18 protein-coding genes and 5 pseudogenes are annotated in these 26,129 nt (G+C 61.3%); 12 read left to right on the plus strand and 11 right to left on the minus strand.

The window, feature by feature from the left end; genetic code table 11:
- Nucleotides 1-1,059 precede the first annotated feature (1,059 nt).
- Complete coding sequence (locus tag AWB83_RS37775; protein WP_159463092.1) at nt 1,060-1,320, minus strand: DUF995 domain-containing protein; 261 nt, start codon at nt 1,318-1,320, stop codon at nt 1,060-1,062.
- A 350-nt stretch (nt 1,321-1,670) separates the two neighbouring features.
- On the opposite strand from AWB83_RS37775, the pseudogene AWB83_RS37400 reads away from it, so the two are divergent.
- Nucleotides 1,671-2,036 (plus strand): annotated as a pseudogene (locus AWB83_RS37400) (IS21 family transposase); the annotation flags it as partial.
- Between the two features lie 438 nt (nt 2,037-2,474).
- Here the strand turns inward: AWB83_RS37400 and AWB83_RS30800 are convergent.
- Together AWB83_RS30800 and AWB83_RS30805 are read right to left on the minus strand one after the other, a co-directional pair.
- Nucleotides 2,475-2,708 (minus strand): hypothetical protein, encoded by a 234-nt coding sequence (locus tag AWB83_RS30800; protein ID WP_143750129.1) that lies wholly within the window; start codon nt 2,706-2,708, stop codon nt 2,475-2,477.
- Nucleotides 2,689-3,834, minus strand: a complete 1,146-nt coding sequence (locus tag AWB83_RS30805; protein ID WP_244197935.1) for a DUF4382 domain-containing protein — start codon at nt 3,832-3,834, stop codon at nt 2,689-2,691. The genes AWB83_RS30800 and AWB83_RS30805 overlap by 20 nt, the downstream gene beginning before the upstream one ends.
- Before the next feature lie 476 nt (nt 3,835-4,310).
- Here AWB83_RS30805 and AWB83_RS30810 point away from each other — a divergent pair, with 476 nt between their 5' ends.
- On the plus strand, nt 4,311-4,793 hold the full coding sequence (locus tag AWB83_RS30810) for a hypothetical protein (RefSeq protein WP_159463093.1): 483 nt from the start codon (nt 4,311-4,313) through the stop codon (nt 4,791-4,793).
- A 3-nt stretch (nt 4,794-4,796) separates the two neighbouring features.
- Nucleotides 4,797-7,655, plus strand: coding sequence for a sel1 repeat family protein (locus AWB83_RS30815; RefSeq protein WP_087049419.1), 2,859 nt, complete (start codon nt 4,797-4,799; stop codon nt 7,653-7,655).
- A gap of 18 nt (nt 7,656-7,673) precedes the next feature.
- Here the strand turns inward: AWB83_RS30815 and AWB83_RS36275 are convergent, their stop codons facing one another.
- Entirely contained in the window at nt 7,674-7,994 is a 321-nt protein-coding gene (locus AWB83_RS36275) for a hypothetical protein (RefSeq protein WP_143750130.1), read from the minus strand.
- 303 nt (nt 7,995-8,297) lie between these two features.
- Between AWB83_RS36275 and AWB83_RS30820 the strand changes: the two genes are divergently transcribed.
- A complete protein-coding gene (locus AWB83_RS30820) occupies nt 8,298-8,639 on the plus strand; it encodes a YciI family protein (RefSeq protein WP_087049420.1) in 342 nt (113 codons plus the stop codon).
- 65 nt (nt 8,640-8,704) lie between these two features.
- Here AWB83_RS30820 and AWB83_RS30825 read toward each other — a convergent pair.
- The 3 genes and pseudogenes from AWB83_RS30825 to AWB83_RS30840 form a co-directional block, all read right to left on the minus strand.
- A pseudogene (locus AWB83_RS30825) lies at nt 8,705-8,914 on the minus strand (transposase domain-containing protein); the annotation flags it as partial.
- 57 nt (nt 8,915-8,971) lie between these two features.
- Nucleotides 8,972-9,319 (minus strand): IS66 family insertion sequence element accessory protein TnpB, encoded by a 348-nt coding sequence (gene tnpB, locus AWB83_RS30830; RefSeq protein WP_087049421.1) that lies wholly within the window; start codon nt 9,317-9,319, stop codon nt 8,972-8,974.
- 419 nt (nt 9,320-9,738) lie between these two features.
- A pseudogene (locus tag AWB83_RS30840) lies at nt 9,739-10,369 on the minus strand (integrase); the annotation flags it as partial.
- Between the two features lie 234 nt (nt 10,370-10,603).
- Between AWB83_RS30840 and AWB83_RS30845 the strand changes: the two are divergent.
- The 3 genes from AWB83_RS30845 (at nt 10,604) to AWB83_RS30855 (ending at nt 13,840) form a co-directional block, all read left to right on the plus strand.
- Complete coding sequence (locus AWB83_RS30845; RefSeq protein WP_244197936.1) at nt 10,604-11,842, plus strand: right-handed parallel beta-helix repeat-containing protein; 1,239 nt, start codon at nt 10,604-10,606, stop codon at nt 11,840-11,842.
- A 494-nt stretch (nt 11,843-12,336) separates the two neighbouring features.
- Entirely contained in the window at nt 12,337-12,717 is a 381-nt protein-coding gene (locus tag AWB83_RS30850) for a TadE family protein (protein WP_279629103.1), read from the plus strand.
- A gap of 115 nt (nt 12,718-12,832) precedes the next feature.
- Nucleotides 12,833-13,840 carry a TadG family pilus assembly protein gene (locus AWB83_RS30855; protein ID WP_279629102.1) on the plus strand — a complete coding sequence of 336 codons (1,008 nt, stop codon included), beginning with the start codon at nt 12,833-12,835 and terminating at the stop codon, nt 13,838-13,840.
- Between the two features lie 219 nt (nt 13,841-14,059).
- Here the strand turns inward: AWB83_RS30855 and AWB83_RS37410 are convergent, their stop codons facing one another.
- The gene (locus tag AWB83_RS37410; RefSeq protein WP_244197937.1) at nt 14,060-16,564 is read right to left on the minus strand and encodes a PAS domain-containing protein; all 2,505 of its coding nucleotides are present in this window, start codon (nt 16,562-16,564) and stop codon (nt 14,060-14,062) included.
- A complete protein-coding gene (locus tag AWB83_RS37415; RefSeq protein ID WP_244197938.1) occupies nt 16,530-18,215 on the minus strand; it encodes a CheR family methyltransferase in 1,686 nt (561 codons plus the stop codon). The genes AWB83_RS37410 and AWB83_RS37415 overlap by 35 nt, the downstream gene beginning before the upstream one ends.
- Nucleotides 18,216-18,763: 548 nt before the next feature.
- On the opposite strand from AWB83_RS37415, the pseudogene AWB83_RS37420 reads away from it, so the two are divergent.
- Nucleotides 18,764-19,121, plus strand: a pseudogene (locus AWB83_RS37420) (site-specific integrase); the annotation flags it as partial.
- Here AWB83_RS37420 and AWB83_RS30870 read toward each other — a convergent pair.
- Together AWB83_RS30870 and AWB83_RS30875 are read right to left on the minus strand one after the other, a co-directional pair.
- Nucleotides 19,066-19,844, minus strand: a pseudogene (locus AWB83_RS30870) (IS630 family transposase). The pseudogenes AWB83_RS37420 and AWB83_RS30870 overlap by 56 nt on opposite strands.
- Before the next feature lie 22 nt (nt 19,845-19,866).
- Nucleotides 19,867-20,454, minus strand: a complete 588-nt coding sequence (locus AWB83_RS30875) for a hypothetical protein (protein ID WP_244197939.1) — start codon at nt 20,452-20,454, stop codon at nt 19,867-19,869.
- Between the two features lie 123 nt (nt 20,455-20,577).
- Between AWB83_RS30875 and AWB83_RS30880 the strand changes: the two genes are divergently transcribed.
- The 4 genes from AWB83_RS30880 to AWB83_RS30895 are packed head-to-tail and all read left to right on the plus strand — an operon-like array spanning nt 20,578 to nt 26,127.
- Nucleotides 20,578-23,226: an ATP-binding protein gene (locus AWB83_RS30880; RefSeq protein ID WP_159463094.1), complete on the plus strand. Its 2,649-nt coding sequence runs from the start codon at nt 20,578-20,580 to the stop codon at nt 23,224-23,226.
- Nucleotides 23,223-23,795, plus strand: coding sequence for a Pvc16 family protein (locus AWB83_RS30885; RefSeq protein ID WP_159463095.1), 573 nt, complete (start codon nt 23,223-23,225; stop codon nt 23,793-23,795). The genes AWB83_RS30880 and AWB83_RS30885 overlap by 4 nt, the downstream gene beginning before the upstream one ends.
- A gap of 9 nt (nt 23,796-23,804) precedes the next feature.
- Nucleotides 23,805-24,524 carry a hypothetical protein gene (locus AWB83_RS30890; RefSeq protein ID WP_087049426.1) on the plus strand — a complete coding sequence of 240 codons (720 nt, stop codon included), beginning with the start codon at nt 23,805-23,807 and terminating at the stop codon, nt 24,522-24,524.
- Between the two features lie 55 nt (nt 24,525-24,579).
- A complete protein-coding gene (locus AWB83_RS30895; protein WP_087049427.1) occupies nt 24,580-26,127 on the plus strand; it encodes a phage tail sheath family protein in 1,548 nt (515 codons plus the stop codon).
- Nucleotides 26,128-26,129 lie beyond the last annotated feature (2 nt).

Consider the following 26,129-nt stretch of genomic DNA (forward strand, 5'->3'; position numbering starts at 1 on the left):
GCGTGGCGAACCAGCGTTCGACCTGATTGAGCCATGACGCCGAAGTGGGTGTGAAGTGAACCTGGAAGCGGGGATGAGGAGCGAACCACGCCTTGCCAACCGGGAGAGAGCATTTTTCGAACGGACTGCTCAGGTCATCCTAATCTGACCCAGCAATGCTCGTCTCGCACTATCTTCCAGCCGGAACGGGTTACGCTGACGGATACTTCACAACTCACAGATGCGACGTCAACAGGACATCGGCCGGCGCTGCGAGTGCCGAAGGTTGCTTGAAAGGCGCGGTAGTCGGCGGTGTCGCTGGTCACTATGCTGGGCATCATGCTGTAGTTGGTGCAGTCGGCGGCTGCGTCGTTGGCCGGCATCTCGCCAAAGAGAAGCGGAAGCAAGCTGCCGCTCACGCGCAATCACAGGAACACGCGCAGATGCAGCCGACAGTCATGCGCTGAGCGGCGGCGTCGGCACGTTCAAACTGCAGGCACCAATTGAATCGGCTTGAGGGTTGACCATCGAGCGATGAGCCGGCGAAATCTAATGCACCGGCGACCGCGCCAGGCGAGCGCCTCCCAAAAGCGTTTCTCAGGACGTGGTCTTTTCGACCTTTTTTTGCAGGGTGGGTTGTCGGCTTGAGTGACCGACGCGCTATATGGAAAGGGACAGCATGAAGCGCTGCAGGAGAGCCGTGGACTGCTTTTCGGCATCGTCCTCAAGCGCCGCCGGGTACAAATCGGCGCCCATGCGCTTCACGCTCTTTCCGAAACTTTTGGGGGTTCGACGTCATAGTCTCGCTGATTACGTCGGCGCGCGCGGACCAAGCCTCGATGTCTTTTCCGAGCTAACTCAAGCGGTCGAGGGTCGTTTTAAAACGAATACCATGTTGAACTGAGGTTACGCTTTGGTCATTCAGCGGGGTAAATTGGGTGGGGGCCTCGATGCCGAGTGCCCAGAGCGTGGAACTTCAAATTTTCGCGGAAGTGTTCTATATAGGCCTAAAATTTCAATGAGCCATGCACAACGAGCGCGGAGGCGCCGAATGTTGCTCTATGTCTCTGTGACTTTGGTTTAGTTCGCATCGCGCAAGGGATGCAACGTGCCCGCAGAGTCCTGGTACATTCGTGAACACCATTGGATTGGACCTCCCACTTCGCCTCGCCACTCCTCGTCAAGACAGTACTTTCCGTCTTCGGTGATTGACCAGCGGCCGGTTGTCTTGCCGACCGAGGCGGACTTCGCAGCGGGCTTCGGCAACCGTACGATTGCGGCAGTGCCGTCGGCGTTGTTGCTCCAACGACGAACGCCACCGCTCTGACTGATGCGCTCCATATGCGAGTTCGGAACCAAGGCAACCAGCTACTTGTGCGTCAGCGGAACTCGTGATTCTGTAGGAGCCTCAGGCGACGAGCAGGCCAGCAGCACGAGTCCCAGAAGCATGAGAGAGCGATTCATGTGCAAGTTGCACCTCGTTTGTTTGCAATCTGTGCTGGCTCCCCGGTACGAGCCGCTCAAACGCGTCGACACCGGATACGGCGGAACCAGGCGACCTGGGCTTCCGTGTCGGCGGCCGACGTCAAGGCCGCCAACGACGCCATCGTGGCTCTCCTTGGCAACCTCCTGGCGGACGCGAAGGTCACGGTGCGGGTCGACTTGGTCAGTGCGCCGTTCGCGGCCGACCATACGGATATAGCTGGTTTTGCAAGGTCTATCAGGAATGGGCCCAGCGTCTGTCGGTCACTATGCGGCAGACGCACGTGCCCGACCAGAAGCTGTTCGTTGACTACTCTGGCAAGAAGCTCGGCATCATCAATCCGGACAGGGGCGAGATCCGCGAGGCCGAGCTGTTCGTCGCAGCGCTGGGCGTGTCCAGCGATACATTTGCGGAGCTCACGTGGATCCAGCATTTGCCCGACTGGATCGGCTCCCATGTGCGCGCCTTTGCGTTCTACAACGGACTGGTCGAGATTCCTGTGCCCGACAATTTGAAGTCGGGCGTGCACAAGCCCAGCTTCTATGATCCGACTGTCAACCGGACCTATCAGGAGATGGGGGGCCAGCGCGCAACGCCAAGAAGGATATCTTCTTCGGGCAATAAGTGTGCAAGAAGCATAAGCGCCTCGAAGGCTTCCTCCAAGTCGCCTTCGAGATGGCGACGTGCCCATTGCGTGCGAGATGCAATACTCCGGAAGTTTAGGTCTCGAGGGCCACGTCATCGCCGGGTACGAGATCACAGCATCCGCCGGACAAGTCGGACCTTACTATGGCGCATATGCCGCCTCGTCTGGCGCGCTGACAACTCGCGACAGACGACGCTCAAGCCCGATCACCCGAAGCCCACGCGACGGCCGGCTTCAGCTGACACTACTCTTGGTGGACTTGCAGCAAGCCACGGAAAGAAAACAGCCCAATCGGCGTGAGCCGCTTGAGCTGCTTTTTGATCGGTCGTACCTTTTCTAGCGACCCGCTCGCAAGCTGGCCCGTGCTCAACAATTGCCTTTCTTGCCTTGTCCCGGCGGGCAAAAGCCATTGCCGACGCCGCCTTGCGGCTTGACCGCGACAGCTGGCGAGTCGGGGACATACACAGCACACGCGCTTGTCACGCCGGCGGCGATCAACAGCGAGGCGAGGACGGCGATTCTTTTCATCATGTTCTCCTGGCGGAAAGGCGGGCGGCTCTTCGCTGCGCGTTGTATATGGTCAGAAGCTGAAATTGACATTGCTCGGATTCGTCGTCGCGTTGACGCTCGTCGACTGCGTGGCACCCGATGCCGCGTCCGCTTCCAGCGTGTATTGACCGGCGGCGGCCGGTGCAGCGGCGAAGCTCAGCGGCAGCGCGCCAGAGTAGGTGCTGACGATGGGCGCCGCGGCCGGCAACGACAATGCGTAGGTGCCCGTGTCGAGGTTCGCGTTGACGGACGCGATCTCATACGTGCCCGCGTCGATCGGCTGCGACGCACGGACGAGGGCATTGGCGGTCGCTGTCGCTTTCCCGCTCACCGTACTCATCGACGACGAAGGCAGTGCGATCGGCGCGTCGGAGGTGGAAACCGCGGTGCTCGTGTTCACGACGACCGGCACCGAGCGCACGATACCCGTGGCGACGTTCTTCTGGACGATGACCACATCGTAGGTGCCCTGCGTCGAGCTTTGAATCAGCGGCGAAAGCACGAACTTTCCGGTGCTGTCGGCGAGAGTGCCCTTGACGACCTTTCCGCCCTGTTCGGCATACACGGTGGCGCCTGCCTGCGCGCGCCCGACATAACCGGCGATTTGCCCGCTCACCGTGGTGGGCGTTGCCGTCACGACTGGCTTGAGCGCATAGGAGCCGTTGCCGCGCGTGACGATGGACTTGCACGCGTTGAAGTCGAGCACCAGGTCGACGAGCGTGTTCGGTTGCACTGTGAAGGGCTGGATGATCTTGTAGCCGCTTTGCGTCGCGCTCGGGGTGTCGAGCGGCTGTTCGGTGCCGCCGGACGGCACCACCGAGTTGGCGAGCGTGTTACTCGAGTTCGACGCGAGCAGCAGGCGCACCTGCTGGTATTGGCCCGCGGGCAGTGCGCTCTGACCGAGATCGGCGAGCACACCGTTGGTCAATGACAGCAGGTCGATCTTTTGCGGGGTGGGCAAGGCGACCGTGGTCCAGCCGGCGTCGTTGTCGCCAGCCTGCGCGCTTGCGTTGACGCGCACCTGCGAAACGGTCACGTAGACGTGATCGAAACCGCAGGAAGGCGCATCGGTCATTGCGACGTGCAGCGTGCCGGACGGCGTGCCCGAAGCGCTGTCACCGCCGCCACCGCCACATGCCGCGAGCATCAAAGGCAGTAATGCGGCGAGGCCCAGCATTCTCCAATGTCTTCTTGTCATCTTCGCACCCTTTATATTTGTTCGAGGTGGCGGAAGATTAACGCCTTAATGGTACGACGATTGTAACCGTGAGCGCGGAAACTGTAACTTCTCGAACAAGATGTAGATCATCAGCCTTGGATAAAACGCATCGAGATCCTTAAGCTTTTCATGTATCCGCCGCGGGTGTCTGTCATGCAGGAAGGCCGGCGCGTCCCACCCATCGCTGTTGCAACGTCGCGCCGAAGCGGATCGTCGTCAGGACAGCAACGAGATAGCCCGCGGTCATCAAGCCGCGAAAAAGTGACATGTGCGGTAACGCACGCGGGATTTTACCGGGGTAGTTACCGCTTGTTGGTATCACCTAGACTTTCGAGACAACCCGATTGCAGAATCAGAGGTGCCTGGTTGCTCTAAAAAGCGGCAGCAACGCTCGTGCAATTAGAAACAAGGTTGACCCCAAACAAGGCCTCGACATGAAAGAGGAAAGTCAAACCGTGCTGGTCACGGAAATCGCGCGTGACGTGCTGACGGAAATCGCCCCGCAGGAGCTGTCTGTCTTTGTTCCTGCGAGCAGGGCCTTCTTCGCGAATCCACAAGCCGTTATCAAGCAGACCCGATCAACCGACGCGTCCCTCGGATTCGGCGCTGACCCTTTTATCGTGTATCTGACGCCGGTGGTATTGCACGTCCTCAACGAAACTTATAAGTTTTTGATTGAGGTGGCAAAGAAAGCTGTCGCGGACGAGCTAGCCAAGGAAACGCCCGACATAATCCGGGGAATGTTCAAGAAATTCTCAACAACCAAGGTGGCTGTCCACATCACCTTGACCCCCGAACAACTTGAACTGGTACACGCAAATGCGATTCTCGCGGCAACGAGGCTTCGGCTCTCGCCCGACAAGGCCAAAGCACTTGCGAACGCGATCACTACGCAACTGGTACTCCCCGAGGAGTAGAGTGTGGCGCGCGTACTCTCATCCAGTTCAAGCAAGTTTCGCCCAAACCCGTTTCCGTTTCCGTCGGACACCACGCTCCGCTTCGCGCTCCTGGTCATTTTCGTGGTAGCCGGCAGCGAGATATTCTTCATAGATCTGTGGTGGGCGCTACATGACAGCGAAAGCGAAGCCGCCGGTGCGTGCGTCACGAAATACGTAACCGGCCTTCTCCAATACTTTCAATCCGCGTTGTCGTCGTCTTCGGACTCCATGAGCGCGATATACAAGGAGGGGATGCGTGGGTCGAGCAGTTGCTCTCAACTGATGCGGGGGTCCGGCTTCTTCGCCTTGGGCGGAGTCCTGCTTACGGTTCTGGTGTCGCTTGCAATCTATTTAATCCTGCCCGCGTGGAGGCGTAAAGCTCAGCGGTATGAGGACATCACCTTATCCGACTCGCCTGATCTTTACAGATCGCTAAACGACCTTTGTGACCGCGCTTCGCTCAAGCGGAAGCCAACCTTCGTCTGGAACCCACTCTCGATGCAGATGCCTAGCGTATTTGGCCGGATAGGACGTCATTACGTCGCGCTAGGGGGAGCATTCGTCGCCCGTTATTTTCGCGGTGAAAAGCTGGAATTTACGGCAATCGTTTCACATGAACTGGCTCATCTCGAAAACTCGGATGTGGATAAAACGTACCTGACGATAGCAGCGTGGGCCGCCTTTCTGGTGACGAACCTTTTGCCCGCTGCGATCATTTGCGCGGTAGCAGGCTTGCATCGCACGGCGCCTCTGCTCTTCGACGTCACCTTGTCGACGGTCGTCATCGTTTTTTCCGGGCTCGCGGTGCTGCGCACACGCGAATACTACGCGGATGTCCTGGTCTCAGCGTGGGACGAATCGCCAACGCCCATCGACCGTGCATTGGCATCCCTCCCGGCCGCGTCCGATTTTGGGTGGCGTCGCTACCTCCGGTTCCATCCGAGTCCAGCTGCCCGGCAAAATGTGATCAGAGACCCTTTTCATCTTTTTCCCGCGAGCCCGTGGGATGCCTTCGGCGTTGGTCTCGCAGCGTGGACCATTCTCTCGGCCACCAACGACGTACATGCCTCGTTCATTCCAACGACCCAAACCGCTTACCTGGCGTCCGACGCAGTAGCTCACGTTCTGGCACCCGCCGTCGTTTTGCTGATCGCCGTCGGTGCTGTCGGCATCGGCGTCTGGCGCACAGCGTTCATGTCGCTACTTACCGACAGGAATCCGCGCGCAGGATGCGCGCGCCTCGGTATCGCGTTCGGTTTGAGCTACCTCGCCGTTCAATGCATCGTTCTTGCCAGTGCGTTGATCACACCGGCACCAAGGGCAATTCCACAGGCCTGGCATATCTCCTACTTCGCTCTCCATTGCGCAATAGGGTTACTGCTCACCCTTGCCTGCATCGCGATTTTCGCGTGGATAGCCGATGCCGCATCGGCCTGGCTCGGAGTTGTGCTGAATCAACGCTCCCCGCATCCGGTCATGCTGATTACGGCGGCCGTGGCCCTCTTCCTTCTGGGTTGTTCACTCTTCGCCGCTTTCTCCCTGCTATCCTTTCCCGTTATATTCCGTCTGGATGCGGACGACCGTTTCACCTTAGTCGTTTTTGCTCTCGGGCCGCCAACGTTCCTCGCGTCGATTGCCGCATGCGCGTTTCCTCTGGCAGGCGAAATTCGTTCCCGCAGGCTCATGCCAGAACCGGTCCCCGCGTGGGCTATCCTTGATAGAGACTCGCAGCTGTTCGTTACGCAAGATCAGTTGTTCCTCTCCAGAGCGGCCGTAACTGGAATATGTGCAGGGCTGGTCTGCTGCCTTTATTGGGAGGCAATGTACTTTCGCAGTATCCTGCCTGCCGGACTCGGTCAACACATTTTCGCCCTTTACCTATGGATGCACAACGCCACTCGCGCACTCGGGCCGGACGTCGACCTCTATCTGACTTTCGGCGTGTTTCAGGGCGCGGCAGCCACGATTGCCGCAGCAGGTCCTGGCCGCTTGGGAACGGTCATGGGCCTGCTTGCAGCACTGACTTCCGGCATCGTCATTACAGCCGGCTACATGATCTCGCACGGCATTCCCGACAGTCCTTGGTCGCATGTTCTTCAACGGATACTGACACCAAACTATGTGGGTATGATGGTTGCGCTGCCAGCCGCTATCGCTTCGGCCGTTTTGGCGACACTTCTCCGTCGCTTTCGAGACTCTTCTGGGCGCGGAAGAGAACAGGTGTCAAACGCTGAAAGTGTCCGTGAGGCCGGGATTGACTCCGATGTTGCCAACTCCGATTGTCGCAATGTATCGCAGAATCCGGCCCTCAGCCGAAAGTGGCGGACATTTCAGAACTTCGCTGCTTCGACCCTTGCCTTGAGCGTTGCTGTCTGCTGGATCGTTCGCGCACAGGATGCCTATCGAAACCACCTCGGCGTGGAGGGCTATCGAGCCGCAGCACAGGCTGGTGATAGCCGTGCGCAGGAAAAAGTGGGCGATCTCTACGCGACGCGACAGTCATCTGCCCAACGCGACGCTCAGGCAGTCTTTTGGTGGAGTAAGGCCGCCGCGCAGGGTAGCGCCACCGCCGAGTTTAAACTTGGCACGATGTACGCTGATGGACGAGGCGTAGCGCAGAATAACGAGATCGCGTGGCAGCTCTTCAGCGATGCTGCTGCAAAGGGAAATCCTGTCGCGGAATTCCTTTTGGGTCAGATGTATCTGGAAGGACGATGGGTCAATAAGGATTTGGGTTCCTCAGCGTTCTGGTTGCGTCGAGCATCGGCCCACGGGTTGGACGATGCGTGGATTTACCTCCGGACGATGTGTCGCCACGATATCTGGCAGGCGTGTGATTGATCTTGGGACGCTGGGAGCCTAGGCGCGTAGCGAGCTAGGGCAGTGATCGAAAGGAAGCGACGCTGGCACACGCACCTGTCCGAGCTGCGCCAACTCTTCGCTTTCTGAGCGGAACGGAGTCCGAGCGCGGTTCAATCCTTCGACGACGCGGGTCTGTTGCTGCAGGCGGACATTACGGGGCAGGGCGTGGCGACTGCACGCCTTCAACTTGCGCGCGATTTCATTGTGAAATACCGGATCCTCGACACGCAGATGCCAGATGCCGATGTCGAACGGATAGGGATCGGGCGGCGTCACATCGGCGTGCGTGTGTAGCGAGATTCGGCGGGGACGCGACATTTGAACCCTTCTCTGCAAATTTCTCATCGGTTAAGTTTTGCTTACGTCAATTCTTTGGTCGCGACGATACCTGGGCAAAAAGCGGTCCGTAGCCCTCGTTCCAACGTAAGCGAGTACGGCGTACCGTCCAGGCACTCCAATCAAAAGTCGCCAGAGTAGCCCTCGCCACATCGAGTAGGGGGACTACCTCGACAACAGAAGCACCGACGAGAACTGGCCGTAAAGGCGTACCGAATCATCCGCTCGCATTCCGGCGCGAGATAGCCCGACTGGCGAGCGAACTGATACCCGGAGGACCGAACGATGACGAAGTACCTTATCTCCTTCCCCAAATCGGCGATGGACATCTCCGACGAAGACATAGCTGCGGTTGGTGAAGCGGCGCACGCGGTCATACGCCGGGCGAAAGATGCCGGTGTCTATGTTTTCGGCGGTGGTATCAACGAGGACGTCGCGCCGCTGATGGTCGCCGCTGACGGCACCGTCACGAACGGTACCTACCCGCAGACCAAGGAGTTCGACGGCGGCTTCTGTGTCCTGGAACTGCCGTCGCGCGAAGCCGCCGTCCAATGGGCCGCGAAGATCGCCAAAGCCTGCCGCTGCTCGCAGGAGCTCCGCGAGTTCGGGTATGACTCCGAGAGCTGACTGGCGAGGTCGCAGCCCGATAATAAGTGTGGCACCAGCGACGTTCTGACTAAGGATCGTGATCTTCAGACTGCGGTGCGGAGCTGGTCGGCGACGACCCACGGGGCGAGTTCGTCGATGCGGTTAATCGCATGATCGGCGATGCGTGCGGGCACGTAGCGAAGATATGCCTCAGGATCGATGCCGTTGAGTTATGCGGTGCCGACGCGGCTGTAGATTGCGGCGGCACGTTCGCCGCCAGAGTCTGCTCCAGCAAACAGACAGTTACGTCGACCGTCGGGAAGTGGGTTCGCGCGCGTCATGCAGGGCAGCTTACGCGACGGCGACGACGTTTACAACGCTGAGGCCGGTCGAGCCGTTCTCGCCGGTTGCCGCGAGTCGATGCCTTCCAGCAGCGTCGATAGTTGCGCCAGGCTCAGGCAAATGACGGCACCGTCGGCTTGAGGCCATACGAAGCGCCCCTTCTCGAGTCGCTTCATCGGCAGGCACATGCCATCGCCGCTCCAACACAGCACTTTGAGCAGGTCGCCGCGTTTGCCGCGAAACACGAAGACGTGCCCGCAGAAGGGATCCCGTTCAAGCACGGTCTGCACCTTGTCGGCGAGACTGTTGAATCCGGCCCGCATGTCGGTCACGCCGGCAGCGAGCCACACACGCGTGCCGGCAGGAAGGCCGATCACGTCTCAGCCTCCGCAGCGGCACGCAACGTATGCAACACAACACGCAGCGTGGCTGCGTCGGGCGTGCCCTCGATACGCACGCGTGCGACGCCGACGCAAATCTCAATCACTCCCGCGACGGCAGGCTGAGCCATACTCTGCGGCTGAACGGGCAATGAAGCCGCATTCTCGATCGCACGCTCCTCGGGCACCACATTTACCGGCAACAGGGTCGGCGGTTCGTACAGTCCAGCCTGATAGGCTCGGCGCCATTTTGAACAACAGATTGGTATTGAGCCGGTGTTCCAGAGCCAGTCGTGCGACCGACACAGCCGGTTCACATGCTGGCTTTGCGAGTTCTCGCCGAAATTCGGTGGGGTGTTGACCTCCGTTGACGCTGAAATCGAAATCGCGATCCGTATAGATGCGCTTGAGATACGCAAAGCACTCAGCGCGTAGGCGGCCGATCCGGGGTGACAGCGGGGCACTGAACGGCCGCCATTCTGCGCTGTGGCGCATCCTCGCCGGGTCGCTCCGGCAATCGCGGGGTCGGCCGCCGCGGGGATCCCCGGTACGCGATCGTGTCGTCGGTCGCGAGCGACGACAACGCGGCCGCGCTCAACGATCACCGAGAGAATCAGGCGTTCCGCCTCTCCCTGTACGCGCGCTGCGTCGCGCCCGACCCGTGCGAGGAGAGCCACGACTGGATGGCGTCGTAGTCGTTCGACGCGTTCAGCAGGCAGGCGTCGCGAGGTGCCCGGAATTGCTCCCACGAGCCGTCGGGTTCGTGCGGAACGCGAAGGCGTTCCAACGGCACGACCGGACTGGCCTGTTCGGCGGCAATCAGCGCGGGGGCGCGCTCCGTCCGAAGACGGCGGCCAGGTCCGCGCGATGGAGACTCTCGGCAAAGGCAACCAATTGGCGCCGGATGCGGCCGAACACGCCCGGCGCGGGCGTGCCCGCGACCTGGCGATCGTCGGGCTGACGGGTGACTGCCGCGCGTGCGCCCAGGACGGCGTACCAGCCACGCACGGCGAGCGCCGCGTCGTCGGCGAAGGTGAACTTGTTCAGGAGACGGACTTGATCTGACGTGGCCCGGCGGGGCTTGTTGGTGTGCTGAGCAAACCCGGGATTCTTCCACGATACGAACTATCCAGCGCGGCCTTTTACTTAGGGTTTCGATTTTCGCGCCGTAAACCAAATAAGCGCCGAAGCGGCTGCTCGTCGCCTGTCGCTTCATCTTCTTGAGGCGCATATCAATTCGACTCCGCCGAGTCGCGCATTTGTCATTCGATGGAATTTTTCATGGCCCCGACGCGCTCCGATATTCCTAGCACGATGCGTCGCAAATTCCTTTCGACGCTCGTCCTCGGCGCCGGCTCGCTTGCGCTGGCCGCTTGTGGCGGCGGCACGAACTCGCCGACTGTTGCCGGTTCGTCGAGCAAGACGAGCCCGAGCACGCCCTCCGGCTCGCAGGACACGAGCAACGCCGGCCCGAGCACGAGCGACACCGGCCCGAGTACGGTCAACCCCTCGCCGAGCACGAGCGACACCAGCCCGAACGCGGCCACCGGCTCGCCGAGCACGAGCAACCCCGACCCGAGTACGGCTAGCCCCTCGCGGAGCGCTAGCGACGCCAGCGCGAACGGCGTTCTGCTCGACTCGTCCTTCGGCGTGAAAGGCGACGGAATCACGAACGACCGCGTCGCGCTGCAGGCCGCCATCGACGGATCGGTCGGTCAGATCCTCTTGATCACCGGACAGAGCCGGATCGACAGCACGGGCCTCACGCTGCGCTCGAACACCCACATTCGTTTCGCACAGGGCGCTTCGATCAAGCTGCTGGCTCATAATACTGATTCGTATCAGATCATGCGCGTCTGGGATGTGAGCAACGTGAACATCGAGTCGCCGTATCTCGACGGCAGCAAGTCGCTCAACGCAGCGACGTCAGGCGAGTGGGGTATGGGCATCTCGATCGCCGGCAGCTCGAACGTCACAATTACGTCTCCGACGACCATCAACTGCTGGGGAGACGGCATTTACATCGCCAACAGCTATACCGAGGCCGGCGTGACGAGCAAGACCGTCGTGATCAACAACCATCTCGCGGACGGCTGCCGTCGCCAAGGTGCGACGATTATTTCGGGCGACACCATCACCTTCAACAACCCGGTGTGGCAGAACATCGCGGGTACGGCACCGCAGGCGGGCCTCGACATCGAGCCGGATGACAACACGGCGGTACTCCGGGCGATCAGGATCGTCAGCCCGAAGACGCTAGGCTGCGCCGGTCCGGGCATCCAGGTCTATCTCGGATCGTTCGCAGGGCCGGTCGCCAAGGCCGTCGATATTCAGATCACGAACCATACCGACGACAGCCAGACCACCGGGCCGTTCGGCGTCGGCGGCCTGGAACCGGGCGGCTACATCGTGACGGGCACGATCACGAGCGCGAATCCGGTGTGGAAGGAGACCTGGTATCTGGGCGACTGGGTCCCATCGGGCCCGACGGTCTCGGTTGTGAACCCGACGATCGGTTAAGCTCGCGATTCGAGCGGCAGAAGGCGCGCTGGGCGAGGAACGTGTCCAAACGAGTTCCACCAATATGCGCGATTTTTTGCTTGGCGACTCTCCCAAGCAGCCGTTCAACGTTCGACATGGTGCCCGGCAGATGAGCCAGGCATTCGCCACGCGACGACGGGCCAGTCGGACCCGCTCAATCGAGAAATGGAATCCGATTTTGCGACCACGCTCCTTGGTCGGGGCGCGGGTCGCGGCCGTTAATTCTTTTGCATGTAGTTGTGGGCCTCGGCGCGCCAACATTTGCTGCGCGAACCTTTGCACAGCGAGTAGCGCCGGCAGGTCTCTTAAGGGTTGCCTAAGGGTAATGGGGATATATTTCGCGGGCCATCGTTGAACAACGACGTCTCAGCAGACAGATAATAAAAAACGTGCGTAAGCCAGAATACCGTCCCAACGGCAGCTGGTCCCGTCGAACATGGTCGCATCCCGTCGCACAGGCAGGGAGCGTCTCGCTGGAATTTGTCATTCTGCTACCGTTCCTGCTCATGGTGCTGGTCGGTATCGTCGATTTCAGCCTGATGATGTATGACAAGGCAGCGCTCGTCACAGCTGCTCGCCTGGCAGCGAGGGCGGGGGCCGTAGTAAGCGTGCCAGCGCTGACAAGGACCCAGATTGCCGCGGTCGCGACCGCCAATGCGAACGGCTCGCGCATCAGCGGAGGCGCGAGCAGCACGCCAAGCGTCACCGTAACTCAAGCGAATGGTACGACCTCCGGGAGTGCGCTCACGGTTCAGATCTCCTATACCTATAACGGTTTGATCTTGGGGTCGACGCTAAGCGCACTGACCGGCCCTCTCGTGCTGAACGCGACGGCGGTGATGAATTACGAATGAGCCGTATGATCCAATGCGACACTCCTGCGATCTGAACACCGTGCACGGAGGACGTTTCCTTCCGCGCGCGCGCCGGGCCAACCATGCGGCGTCCCTTCGACGTCAGCGGGGCGTGATGTCAATCATGATGCCCTTTCTGCTGCTCATCGCGCTGATGGCGGGCGCCGTGGCATTGGACATGGGACATTTGTACCTGGCCCAGGCTGAATTGCAAACGGCGGCGGACGCTGCTGCCCTTGCCGGTGCGGCTTCGTTGCTTTCCGCTAGCAGTTCGGGCCCGAACTGGAGCGCTGCGCAGGCTGCCGCAGCAAGTGCAGTCAGCTTGAACTCCTCTGACGGTGTCACACTGCACGATGCCTCCATACAATCCGGATACTGGAATTTGTCTGGCTCCCCCGCGGGCATGCAGGCGACGACGATCGTCCCGGGAAGCTATGACGCGGCCGCCGTCCAGGTGACCGTCTCGCGCGCGCCGGGGCTCAATGGCGGTCCGGTCAGCTATTTTCTAGCGCCCCTCTTTGGCATGAACAACGGTCCGGTCAGCGCGACGTCGGTCGCGATGGTGTCCGCGCCGGGATCGATCGGGGCGGGTGGCCTTTTTCCTGTGGCAATCGGGACATGCATCTACAGCCTGTATTGGAACGCGCGGACGGGCACGCCCAAGATTGATCCGTCCACGGGAGCGGCCTACGAGGTGTCTTTTGGCGCTGGCTCGAACGTCAGGGGTTGCCAGTCAGGCCAATGGACCTCCTTCCAAACCAACGCAAACGACGTGCCGACCGTGCGCGGGTTTATCGCCAGCGGCAATCCAACGGCCTTGAACATCGGCGACTCGATCTGGATTGAGCCCGGCGCCAAGACAACGCTTTATTCGGATGTCAGCACGAAAGCCGGCATTAATGGCATCGATGTGATCCTGCCGGTCGTGAATGACGCGAGTTCCGCGAGCTCCTCGACGCAGCCCATCGTGGCATTCGCCGCATTTCATATCGACAAGGCGCATGGCGGCAGCGGCAAGTACATCCAAGGTCATTTGCTCGCCGGGTACAAAATAACGACGGTTGGCAACGGGCAAGTCGGCCCTTACTACGGTGCGTATGTCCCGCCGCGTTTGGCCCGTTGATGCGCTGACCTTGAACCGAAAGAGTGGGCGACCGCATTGGCCGCCCATCCGCTGTTCGGAGAACTCGGTTTCGACGATCGGAGTGCTCTGAAAGCGGACCAGCAAGAAAGCGGCAACGGTCTGCTAGAAATGGACCTCCGCGCTGAAACCGGGCACTTTTGAGGCTGTTCTGTGCCGCATCGACTTTGGAAAACGCTTCGTGCATCGACTCAATATTCGCTACTTTTTTGCCAGGTTTCCGCCGATAGCCACGAGTAGCGCGTTCAGCGACACTGGCTTACCCAAATGGGCATCGAACCCCGCACGTAACGCCTCGGCAGCGTCCTGCTCCCGCCCGAAACCGGTTAAAGCGATCGCTGGGACCGCCTTACACGCCGGCAGTTCACGCAACTTCGCAATCAATTCGTAGCCGCTCATCGTCGGCATGCCGATATCCGACAGAATGAGATCGAACTCGGTTTCGCTCGCGGCCTCGAGAGCTGCTTCGGGACTCGATTCCGCTCTGACCTGCGCCCCTTCTAATTCAAGCAAAGTCCGGAACCCTTCGAGGCTTTCCAGCGAATCGTCGACAAGTAGTACGCGCAACCCCTTCAGAATGCTGGGATCAGCGGTTTTACCCGTGCGCAATACAGATGAGGAGGGAGGAAGGTGCGGCAGCCATAGTCGGAAACAAGATCCTTGGCCCAAGCCAGCCGACGAGCCCTCAATGCGTCCGCCGTGCATTTCAACTAGTTGCTTGGTAAGCGACAAGCCGATGCCCAAGCCGCCGCGATCATGTCGGCCGCCGCCATCCGCTTGAGTGAACATATCGAAGACTTTCGGCAGAAAATCAGGCGCGATGCCTTGTCCCGTATCGCGTACCTCGATGCAGACGTATCGATCATCGCGCGTGAGCGATAGATTCACGCGTCCGCCGTGCGGCGTGAACTTCAAGGCATTTCGCACCACGTTCCAAATCATCTGCTCCAGTCGTACCGGATCGGCCTGAATCGTCAACGGCGCGTCAACGCCTGACACTAACATTTGAATTTGCTTGTTCGCGGCTTCCGTCTCACTCGCCTCGACAATTGCTCGAAGAACGGATGCAAGATTGACCGGCGAGAAATGCAACGCCAACTTGCCCGTGCGCACGCGCGACAGATCCAACAGGTCGTCTATGATCTTGGATTGCCCGAGGACCGAACGTTGAATCGCGTCCGCCGCATCCTGAACCAGCGCAATATCTTTCACTTCGGGCGAGCGGCTCAGCAACTCAGCCTTGACGTGAATCAGGTTAAGCGGATTCTTTAGCTCGTGCGACAGCACCGCGAAAAATTCATCCTTTTGGCGGTTCACCGTTTCCGCCTGAGCCCGAATGGCCCGCTCGAGCGCCAACTGAAGTTGCTGCTGGCTTTCCACGCTCTTACGGTCGGTTAAATCGCGCGCTATTTTCGCAAGACCCGTAAAGGCGACCGTGTCGATCCACGTCATGACACCGCTGCAATAGATCTTTCTCCCATCCTTTCTGAGATGCCAACGCTCGTCCTCAGCGCGACCTTCCTTCTTGGCTGTTTCTCGTTCGGCGAGCGGTGCGCTCGGCCGATCTTCCGGGACGAATATGAGATCGATCGGCTTGCCCACGACCTCGTGTTCTTCAAAGCCAAACATGCGATGCGCTCCTCGGTTCCAACTGAGGATCGTGCCGTCCGGATCTTGCACAATGATTGCATAGTCGTCGGTGGTCAACGCAGCAAGCTTCAGGCGCTCTTCGCTCGATCGGGCCGCTGCCTCGGCCCGGCGTCTTTCGGTAATGTCGATCAGCGTGAGCACGGCACCGTCGATGCGATCATCCAAGGTTCGGTATGGCAGTACACGAGCGAGGAACCAATTGCCGTCCATGGTGCTGACTTCCCGCTCCACTGTCTTCAGGTCCTCGAATGCGCTTCTTGCATCTGCGGCAAGCTCCGGATACTTCAAACGGTGCGTCAAATCGAGCAGGGGGCGACCGATATCCGTCTCGATTAAGTTGAACAGCCCCACGGCAGCGGGCGTATAGCGTTTGATGCGCATCGAATGGTCGACAAAGATGGTCGAGATGCCGGTGGAGGCGATCAAGTTTTGAAGGTCATCGTTGGCTTTCGCGGTCTCTTCTACCTTTGCCTGCAACGCACTGTTGATCGTCACGATCTCTTCGTTGACCGATTGCAGTTCTTCCTTGCTGGTTTCGAGCTCCTCGGTCGCGGAACGCATTTCTTCGTTGATCGCCTGCAACTCCTCATTGGACGCCTTTAGCTCCTCGCTCGAGACGTTAGAATGCTCGACGGTCGATTGCAATAACTCCTTCAGCCGCCGCACTTCGGCCTCGAGGTGAGCCACCACGGGACTCTCATCAGTCGGAGCGGCTGCGGAGGCATCGGGCAACGTCGTCTCCTCCGCCTCATCGAAGAACACTGCAAGGACGTCCCCACCGGCGGCGTCATGGAACGGGCGGACGGTCATATTGACGAAGGACAAAGCGGTGCCACGCGCAAATCTCACGCGTTCCGCATCGACGCTTTTGCCATGCCGCAGCGCCTGAAAGAGCGCGGTCTGGAGTTCCACTCGCAACTCCGGATTGATCAGGATGAGCAGATTGTGTGACGGTTCACCGCCGACGTATCGAAGGAATCGACCGATATCCTCAGACATATGCAGAATTTCCCCGTCCCGATCAATCAGCACGCTCGGCGGCGCATAGTGCGCCATCGCGCTTCGGTGCAAGGCGGCGAACGAAGAGTTCCTGCCGCCGATCTCTGGTTTTATGGTGCCGAAGTGAGTCCGCTGCGCCAGTGGCGCCGACGAGCGGTAACATCGTGGCAGTTCGCGCGCTCGCCGACTTCTTCGCGCGATAAATCCGGTTCTTCTTGTCGATGGCGGCGAAAAGGTCATCGGCAATCTCAGCCGACTCGGAACTACCCAGAAAAAGGTAACCGCCCGGTTGCAGGGCGAAGTGAAACGTCTGCAAGACTTGTCGCTGTACCGTACGGTCCAGGTAGATCAGCAGGTTGCGGCATGACACCAGGTCGAGCTTCGAGAAGGGCGGATCACGCAGAAGGTTGTGTGCGGCAAATAGAACCTGTTCCCGTAAGGATTTGTTGATGAGGTAGCGCCCATGCGTGAGCGTAAAAAACTTTCGAAGCCGTGCAGGCGGAACGTCGGTCACAATTGGTGACGGATAACTGCCCGTGCGCGCCATCTCGATGGCACTCTCATCGAGGTCTGTGGCGAACACTTGGATACCACAGCCTTTATTGCTTTCCGCTATACATTCATTAAGCAGCATGGCGACCGAATACGCTTCTTCGCCGGTCGAGCATCCTGCGGCCCAGACGCGGATGAACTCGTCATCGGACTTGTCTTGGCAGATGCGCGGCACAATTTCGCGCTCAAGGGCTTCAAAAGCGTCCCGATCGCGAAAAAAATTCGTCACCCCGATCAACATGTCCTTAAGCAACGCGGCGGACTCTTCCGGGTGAGCATCGAGAAACCGCTGATACGAAGGTAAGTCCCGAAGCGCGTTGACTTGCAGCCGACGTTCGATGCGTCGCAGAACCGTCGCGCGCTTGTAGTGCCGGAAGTCGTGCGCTGTACGGGCGCGCAGCGTGGAAAGGATTTTCTGCAGTGCGTCTTCCGCGAGCGACGCCGTCACTGCCGCTGCATTACTATCCGCCGACGTCTCCACTAGAGGCCGATCTTCGACGGTGGGAGGCAACTGAATCGCTCGCGCGTTGTCGCGTAATTCGATAAGTTTCTGTGGGATCTCAGCGACCGGCAGCGCAATGTCGACCAGGCCCGTCGCGATGGCATTGCGGGGCATCTCATCGCATTCGGCGTCCTCGGGACTTTGCGCGATCGTGACGCCGCCATGCTCCTTGATCCGACCTATTCCGATCGTACCGTCGCTACCAAAACCCGAGAGAATCACGCTGATCGCGCGGGTACCGTGTACTTCGGCGAGGCTACGAAAAAACAGATCAATCGCCACTGGTCGTCCTGGTTCGCGATTGGAAGACGTTACCCTGAGGTAGCCATCATTCATCGACAGGTCGTTGGCCGGCGAGATGAGATAGATATGATTCTTTTCGATTTGGGTCGGTTGCAGGACTTGCACGACCGGCATTCTAGTGAGTCTCTGGAGCACGGCGTCGGCCTGGCTCTCATGCTTGGGCGATAGGTGAAGCACGATCACAAAGGCCATGCCCGCGTCGTTTGGCATGTGCTCAAAGAGGCGCGTCAGCGCTTGAATTCCGCCGGCCGATGCCCCGATGCCGACGATCGGAAACTCCAGCGACGGCGTGACAGCTCGAGTCTCGTCGGGCGGGACAACCGAAGGCTCAGGCGCTTTATTGCTGGTCATGACGAGATCTTGGTTACAACACTTTTTGGCAGTTTTGCCAAAAGAATTCAAATGCGTAAGGGATTGATTCGTCGAGCGTACACCACGAGCGTCACGGACAGTGACTAAACAAGAGATCGCCTAGTTGGCACGGGGTTTTGGGGAAAATTTACATCCCTGGCAACTTCAAAGGCAGCGATATTGAAAATAGTGCCGAGCAAGCGCGGGCCCGTTCGCTCGGGCGCTCCACTTGCCCACGGAACGAAGCCGCGCAATTGAGATGCCCGCATTTCAAATACTGCCCGCGGCTTCAGACTGATTATGGCTTCCGAGGAGTCTCTTTTTGTAACTCGCTTTTGCTGGGCAAACACATTATGGCCGCCCACGCTTGTCTGGCCATATCGCACGCGTGGATGCGCAAGAGCCGTCCTCTGGCCCGATGGATACCGGCCGCCGATAACACGTGGCAATGTCGGTTGTACTCTGTTAGCAACCCGTGGATGCTCGACTGCATGGCCGGCGGCATTGGGTCGCGCAGCGACCGACGGAGCCAACAATCAATCTCGTTCATGCAGCAGAAAACCCAGCGTCCGGTGCAATTCAAGATCACCGAGCAGACACGGCATAGCGTCGCGGCCTGCATCTCGGCACGGGGACTGAAACCCGCCGATTACCTGTTTTCGAGTTGGTTGCGTTCATCGCCTCATCTGTCGACCCGGCAGTACGCGCGCATTGTTCACCGGTGGGTCGCATCGATCGGACTCGACGACGCGGCATATGGGGACTCACACGATGCGTCGCACCAAAGCTTCTTTGGTCTATCGGCGAACGGAAAATCTGCGCGGAGTTCAACTCCTGCTAATCGACTGCGTCATTGATTTGGCACCGAGCGGATCCGGCGCGAAGGATCGTCGTACTTCCACTTGATCGGCTTCGGATTTTTGTTGTGCTCGCGGATGTAATGCATGAGTTTGCGATCCCAATCTTTTACTGAAGTGAAGATGCCACGGGCGATCACATCACGCTGGATGCGCGAGAACCAGTTCTCCACTTGGTTGAGCCACGACGAGTAGGTCGGGGTGAAGTGCAAGCTCACATTGCGATGCGCGTTGAGGAACGCGGCGACTCGCTCCGTCTTATGGCTACTCACGTTGTCGCAGATGACATGGATTTCTCTGCGTTTGGGCTGGCTAGCCACGACGTCGATCAGGAAGGCCACGAACAGTTCGCTGGTGTGACGCGCCGCCGTTTTGCCCAATACCTCGCCGGTGGCGGCGTTGAACGCCGCGAACAGGCTGAGCGTGTCGTTGCGTGAGATTGACCCGCTCCAGTTGCTGCGGCTTGACTCCATGCTTGCGCCAGATGCGCTGCACGGTCGAGACTGACACGTCACCGAGTGCTGCTGCAAGCTTATAGCTGCTCCAGTGTGTCGAGCCGTCGGCGGGTTTGTGTTTGAGAGTACCAGCGCGCGATGAAGCGCGAGTCGCAACCCAGTGTGCGCATGATGCTGTCGCGCGATTCGCCGTCCTCGAGCATCAGGATCGCCTTCGCGCGTCGTACGTCCGCCGCACGCATCGTTCGGCTGCGCGCCGCCGACAGCAGTTGCTCGCGTTCGGTCTCGGTCAGGTTCATTTTGCCCATGAACTGCATCTGAACACACTTGGGTGCCAATTCAATGATGCGATGCACTAGCCCCGCCGGCCGCGATGCGCTTGCGCAACGCGGCCTTCTTGTCGGCCATCTCCTTCTGGACCTGGGCATGCGATACGTTTGGTCGCGGATCGTCCAACGACTCCTTGACCTGTTCACGGAACCACTTTTCATGGGCGGCCGCGTTCGAATGCGTTTGCTTCATGGCTTCCGCACGATCGGGTCGACTGGCCCGTTCGCGCGCGGTTTCGTCGGGGCGCCATGCCTCAAGCGAGAATCGCCCGTTCTCCACGCCGAGTTCGCGGATCACCTCGAGCGCCCTGATCGGGTTACGGAAGGCGCGCGGCCGCCGATTGTTGGAGGTGACCAGCACGGCGGTGCCGGCGGTGCGGGTTTCCAGCTCGATAAAGAAGTGGCCGCCGTCGGCCCGCAGGATGGCATTCAGGACACCACCGGCCTGGGCGGCGGCAGTGGCCTGGAAGTAACAGGACGTGGCTTCGGGAGCGTAATTCGCGGAATGCGCCGCGTGTAAGCGTCGCTGGAATATCGTCTGGTTTGGTTCGCGCCGCAGGCTCCCGGAGCGTTTTCCCCGGGTGCCGGTTCCGATCATGACTTTTCGCCGTAAAGCCCGTTCCGCCGCTCGATCCAAACCGGCTCTTCGCGGCCGATGCCGCTCACGCGCTACGACGCACATCATGCCCGTCATTGGCTCGGTCGCCCATGCGGGGATCTCGTGGGTTCATTCACTGTACTTGTGTCGCAAACCGTCGACGACGTGCTCGCACGCCTCGTCGCCGATGACCTTCGGCGTCGCGACGACGTGGAACTGTCGCACGAAGAAGTGCTGCCATGCGGCGAACTGTTTGCATGCATCGAGCGTCTGCCCCGCCATCCGGACCTGATCATTCTGGTCGGCTTCGCACCCGACATCGAGCGGCTTTCGGAGCAGCTGCTCGGTGCTTACGCGTCGCTCGGCGTGGCGCGCATCGTGATCGGCAGCGAGTTCGTCCACATGGACATTCGGCAGATCGACCTGCAGCAATTTATTGCGTCAGCCCGCGCGTTGCTCGTCAATGCACGCTCCGACGCCGCGCGCCGGGCGACCGAATTCAGGGCGATTGGCGACCCTTTGGCTCCGGCCGGACGGTTGCGACTCGTGGAATCGACGCAAGGCACCTCGATGCTGATGCGGGCGATGTCGTGGCTCGACGCCGTGCTGCGGCTGCATATCAAGCGCACCGCCGCGCCCGGCGCCGACCTCCCCGGTTTGTCGGTGAGCCGTGCAACGATCGACAGCCTTCTGATCGACCTCTCGGGCGAGCCCGACACGGAAATCGCCGCCGCGCAGCTCGCCGAAGAAACTGCCCGCGAGGAATTGCTGCACGCCTGCGCGGATGGCGCTCCGCAGGTCGACGCGCTCGCCGATCTGTGTCGCGGCTTCGGGCTCACGTCGCTTGAAACGCGCGCGTTCCTGTTGTGCCTCGCTCCCGAGCTCGACGCCAAGTATCAGCGCATTTTTGGCTACATCAACGACGACCTGAGCCGGCGCAACGCGAGTCTCACGCTGATTGCGGCGGTACTCGGCAATCCCATCGAGGTGCGTGCGGCACTCGCGCGACCGTGGCGCCTGCTTCGCCTCGGCGCGATCAGTGCACCGAGCAAACCGCTGCCGCACGGCGACGATCCGCTTCGGGTCGCGCCGGCGCTGGTCGCATGGGCATTCGGCGCGCGCGCTGCGCTCATGCACGAGCACAGTCCGGACGCGGCGTTGCGTGACGCTCCCTGGCCCGGCGCGCATTGGCTCGCCCACGACACGGACACGGAGCGCATCGGGCAAGTGCGCGCATGGTTCGAGAACGACCGCGAACGGATCGGGCCTCCGCGCCGTCTCGTGCTGGCGGGCAGCGATCCTTCCCTGTGGCGCGCGGTGCTCGAACAGGTCGCCGGCGCACGCAGGCTGAGACTGTTGCGCATCGAACTGCGAATGCTTGCCGTCGCGAATGACACGTCCGAGATGCAAGACACCAGCTCGACACTCGATGGTCGCATCGCACGCATCGTCTGGGCGGCGTCGCTGGCCGACGCCGTTTCGGTGATCGACGAAGGCGATGCCGAAACGCACGACACGCGCGCAGTGTTCGCCCGGCTCTGCGACGCGCTTGCGGAAGTTGCGGGGCCGGCCGTGCTGATCGTGCACCGGGTCGCGGACATCGGCGGCATGCTGCGGTTGTCGGCTACGCAGGTGCTGGAGTGGGGACCAGTCTCGGCAGCGTCCCGTCAGGCGGCGCTGCAGGGTGCGGCAGGGCACGCGGGAATCCGGCTTGCGGGCGCCGAAGTGGCGCAGCTCGCGGCGGCATTTCCACTGAGCATCGACGAATACGAGAAAGCGGCGCGTGTCGCCGCGGCGCGCGGTGCGCGCGAGGCCCCGTCCAGTGAGCGTGCCGCATGCGTGGCGGACGCATGCCGGGAGGTCGCGAGTCCCAGTCTGCCGCGCTTCGCGACCAGACTCGAGAGCGGCTATGGCCTGTCCGAGGTGGTGCTGCCGGAAGAGCGGCACAGGCAACTGACGGAGATCGTCGCGCAGGTCCGGCATGCGCCCAAGGTGTATTCGCAGTGGGGCTTTGGGGCGCAGCTTCCCTATGGGAAAGGCGTGGCCGCGCTGTTCAGCGGTCCGAGCGGGACCGGCAAAACCATGGCGGCGGGCGCGATCGGCGCGGCACTTCGCTGTCCCGTTTTTGCCGTGGACCTGGCGCGCGTGGTCAGCAAGTTCATCGGCGAGACCGAGAAACATCTGGATGCCGTGTTCGCCGAGGCCGAGAAAGCCCATGCCGTATTGCTCTTCGACGAGGCCGATGCACTCTTCACCCGACGCGCCGAAGTCAAGGACGCACACGACCGATACGCCAATCTCGAGACCGCTTTCCTGCTGCAGCGGCTGGAAGCGTTCAGCGGCCTCGCGATCCTGACCACCAATCTCGCTCAGAATCTCGACCGCGCGTTCCTGCGGCGGCTCAGGTTCATCGTCGAGTTCCCGTTGCCGGACGCGACGGCGCGCGAACAGATCTGGCGTCAATGCCTGTGCGAGCCAGCGCCGTTGCATCCGGACGTTCAATTTGGCTTTCTCGCACGCCGGATCGAGCTCAGCGGCGGCAGCATCCGGCAGATCACGTTGCGCGCGGCGTTTGCGGCAGCGGCCGAACCGGCGGAGAAGATCGCCATGCGGCACCTCGTCGGCGCGACGCGCGCCGAACTGCTCAAGCTCGGCATGCCTGGGCTCGAGCGCGAGTTCGCCGAACACCTGCGACGCGCGGATGCCGCGCGCGCGGTGCGGCAGCGAGCGCCCGAGACGCAGCCCGGTCTGACGGAAGCCAGCGAATCATGAGCGCGCGCGCGATCTATCTCGTCACCAACGCCATCGAGGCCCGTCTGAAGACGGCTCTCTCCGCCGCCGGACGTCCGGGCGACACGACCTTCGTCGGGCCGCTGGACGACCCTTCCGCCAGCAATGCCGCGCTTGTGCTCTTTCTCTATCGCGTGACGACGAGCGACAGCCTGCGCAACACCGAGCATCGCTTGGCCGGAGTGAATCTGGGCGACCCGGAGCAGGTATTCCTCGACGCGCTGCCGCTCGACCTGCACTACATGATCACCGTCGGCCCGCGCGACAAGGCAGGCGAGTCGGAGTCGCTGCGCCTGCTCGGCTTCGCGCTCCAGGCGCTCAATGACGCGCAGTCGCTGACAGGCTCGCAGGTGGAGGGAGAGGTCGTGCGCGTGTCGGTCGTGTCTGCCGGCAGCGACGAACTGAGTCACGTGTGGGCGTTGTTTCCGACCGTCAACTACCGGACGTCGGTGTTGTACATGGCTTCTCCGGTCTGGATCGATCCCGCGGCCGCGGCCGCCGCCTCGCCCGGCGTGGCCGTCCAGGACGTCGCGTCCGGGCAATTGAACTAGGAGCGCGACATGAGCGATCCGGCGTCGACGGTTACGACCCCACTGCGGCGCGTGGGGCTCGTGGGCATCGAGCTCATCGACCCGGTGACGCTCACGCGGGTCACGCAAGGCGTGCGGGTGAGCGCGCAGGGCCTGGCGAATCCGCCGGTGCTGAGCTACAGCGGCTGCTTCGTCTGGTTCAAGGAAGACGGCGATAGCTGGCCCGAGAGCATCAGCGTCGATGTCGGCAAGCTGCCGTACGAGCCGGTCGCCGGAACGATCGCGCCGCCCGCGCGTCCCGTCGATCTCGACGACGCACCCGTGAGTGCGCGGCTTGCGCGCGTAACGCTCTGCCCGTCGGTGGCCTATCCGTTCCCGGATGGCGTGCTGGGCCTGCGCGGACGCTTGCATGAAACCGCGGACCGCGCATCGCCGCCGGTCGCGGGCGCGCGCATCTGGCTGCGTTGGGGGAGCGCACCGGACGACGCGTCCGGCCGGATAGACAGTCCGGTGCGAAGCACGACGACGGAGTCGGGTGCGTTCGCCGTGTTCCTGCGCCCGCCGGTCGCGCTGATGCCGGAGGCCGCGAACGGCCGCGTCTCGCTGCAACTCGCCGTCTTGCCGGCGGGCGAGACCATGCCGCGCACGAAGCAGATCGAGGCGATGGACGGCGCCATGAATGTCGTGCCCGATCCGTCCGACCTGGCCGCGGTGTTTCCGCTGGACGAGATGGCGCAGGAGCCGTCGTAACGGTGACGGGGGGCTCGCAAGCCGCCGGTCGGGTCAGCCAACAGGGAGCGTCGAGATGGCCGAATATTTGTCTCCAGGTGTGTATATCGAAGAGATCGAGCGAGGTCCCAAGCCGATCGAAGGTGTATCGACCAGCACGGCCGCCTTTCTCGGCCGGACCGAACGCGGCACCACACAGCCGCAGCTCGTGACCAGCTTCAACCGCTACAAGCAGTTGTTCGGCAACGTCTTCGAGACGGGCGAATTCCTGCCGCAGGCGGTCAGCACGTTCTTCGACAACGGCGGCGTGCGCTGCTATATCTGCCGCATCGTCGGCCAGAACGCGTCCGTGGGATCACTCGATCTCGGCGACCTGCGCGTCAGTGCGAACGGTCCCGGCGCCTGGTCGGCGCGCGTGTACGTCAAGATCGATGCATCGAGCACGAAGACCATGGTCAACGGCGCGCTCACACCGGTCGGCATCAAGCTGCAGATTGCGTACTGGAGCGTGAAGCCGGAAAAGGAAGAAGATCCGTTCGGCACCGACCCGCTCGTCTACCCGCCGACGCAGGTGGAGCAGTTCGACGATCTGGTGCTCGACAACGCGCGCTCGCCCAACTATTTCCTCAAACGCGTGCCGAACAACTCGGGGCTGATCACGCTCGGTACGAAGGATGATCTGCAAGGCAAGCCGCCCCAGCCGCCGAACCTTCCGGCGACCGGATTGCTGAGCGCAGGGGCCGACGGCGATGCCGTGACCTCGGCGGACTACAACCTCGTGGTGGCGGATCCGTCCAAGCGCATGGGACTGCAGGCGCTGCTGCTCGATCAGTATCGCGACGTCGCGCTCGTCTATGCGCCTAACGCCGACGACGCACTGATCACGACCATCACCGCGCATTGCGAGCGGCAGCGCTTTCGCTTCGCGGTCTTCGACTCGCCGTCGGGAATCAGCGACGCGAGCAATCTCGATCCGCGCTCGAAGAACCACGACACGAGCTACGGGGCTTTCTACTATCCGTGGATCGCGATAGCCGACCCGCAGAGCGGCGCACCGCTGCGGATGCCGCCGGGCGGCGCGGTGCTCGGCATCTATGCGCGCTCAGACAACCAGCGCGGCGTGTTCAAGGCCCCGGCCAACGAAATCGTCAACGACGCGACCGATCTGGAGTACTACATCGACGGCGGCATTCAGGACGTGCTCAACCCGAGAGGCGTGAACGTGATCAGGCAGTTTCCCGGGCGCGGCATACGCGTCTGGGGCGCACGCACGCTGTCGTCCGACGCGTTGTGGAAGTACGTGCCGGTGCGCAGACTCTTCATCTTCCTGGAGCATTCGATTTTCGACGGCACGCAGTGGGTCGTCTTCGAGCCCAACGACGAGCGCCTGTGGGCGCGCGTGAAGGACAGCATCCGCGTGTTCCTGCGCGGGCAGTGGCGCGATGGCGCGTTGATGGGCACGACCGAAGCCGAGGCGTTCTCGATCGCCTGCGACCGCACCACCATGACCGACGACGACATCCTGAACGGCAAGCTCATCTGCGAGATCGGCGTCGCGCCGGTGCGTCCGGCGGAGTTCGTGATCTTTCGCATCTTCCAGATGACCGTCGAGGCGAAAACCTGATC

Origin of the sequence: Caballeronia ptereochthonis, from assembly GCF_001545075.1 — a bacterium.
Taxonomy (GTDB): Bacteria; Pseudomonadota; Gammaproteobacteria; order Burkholderiales; family Burkholderiaceae; genus Caballeronia; species Caballeronia ptereochthonis.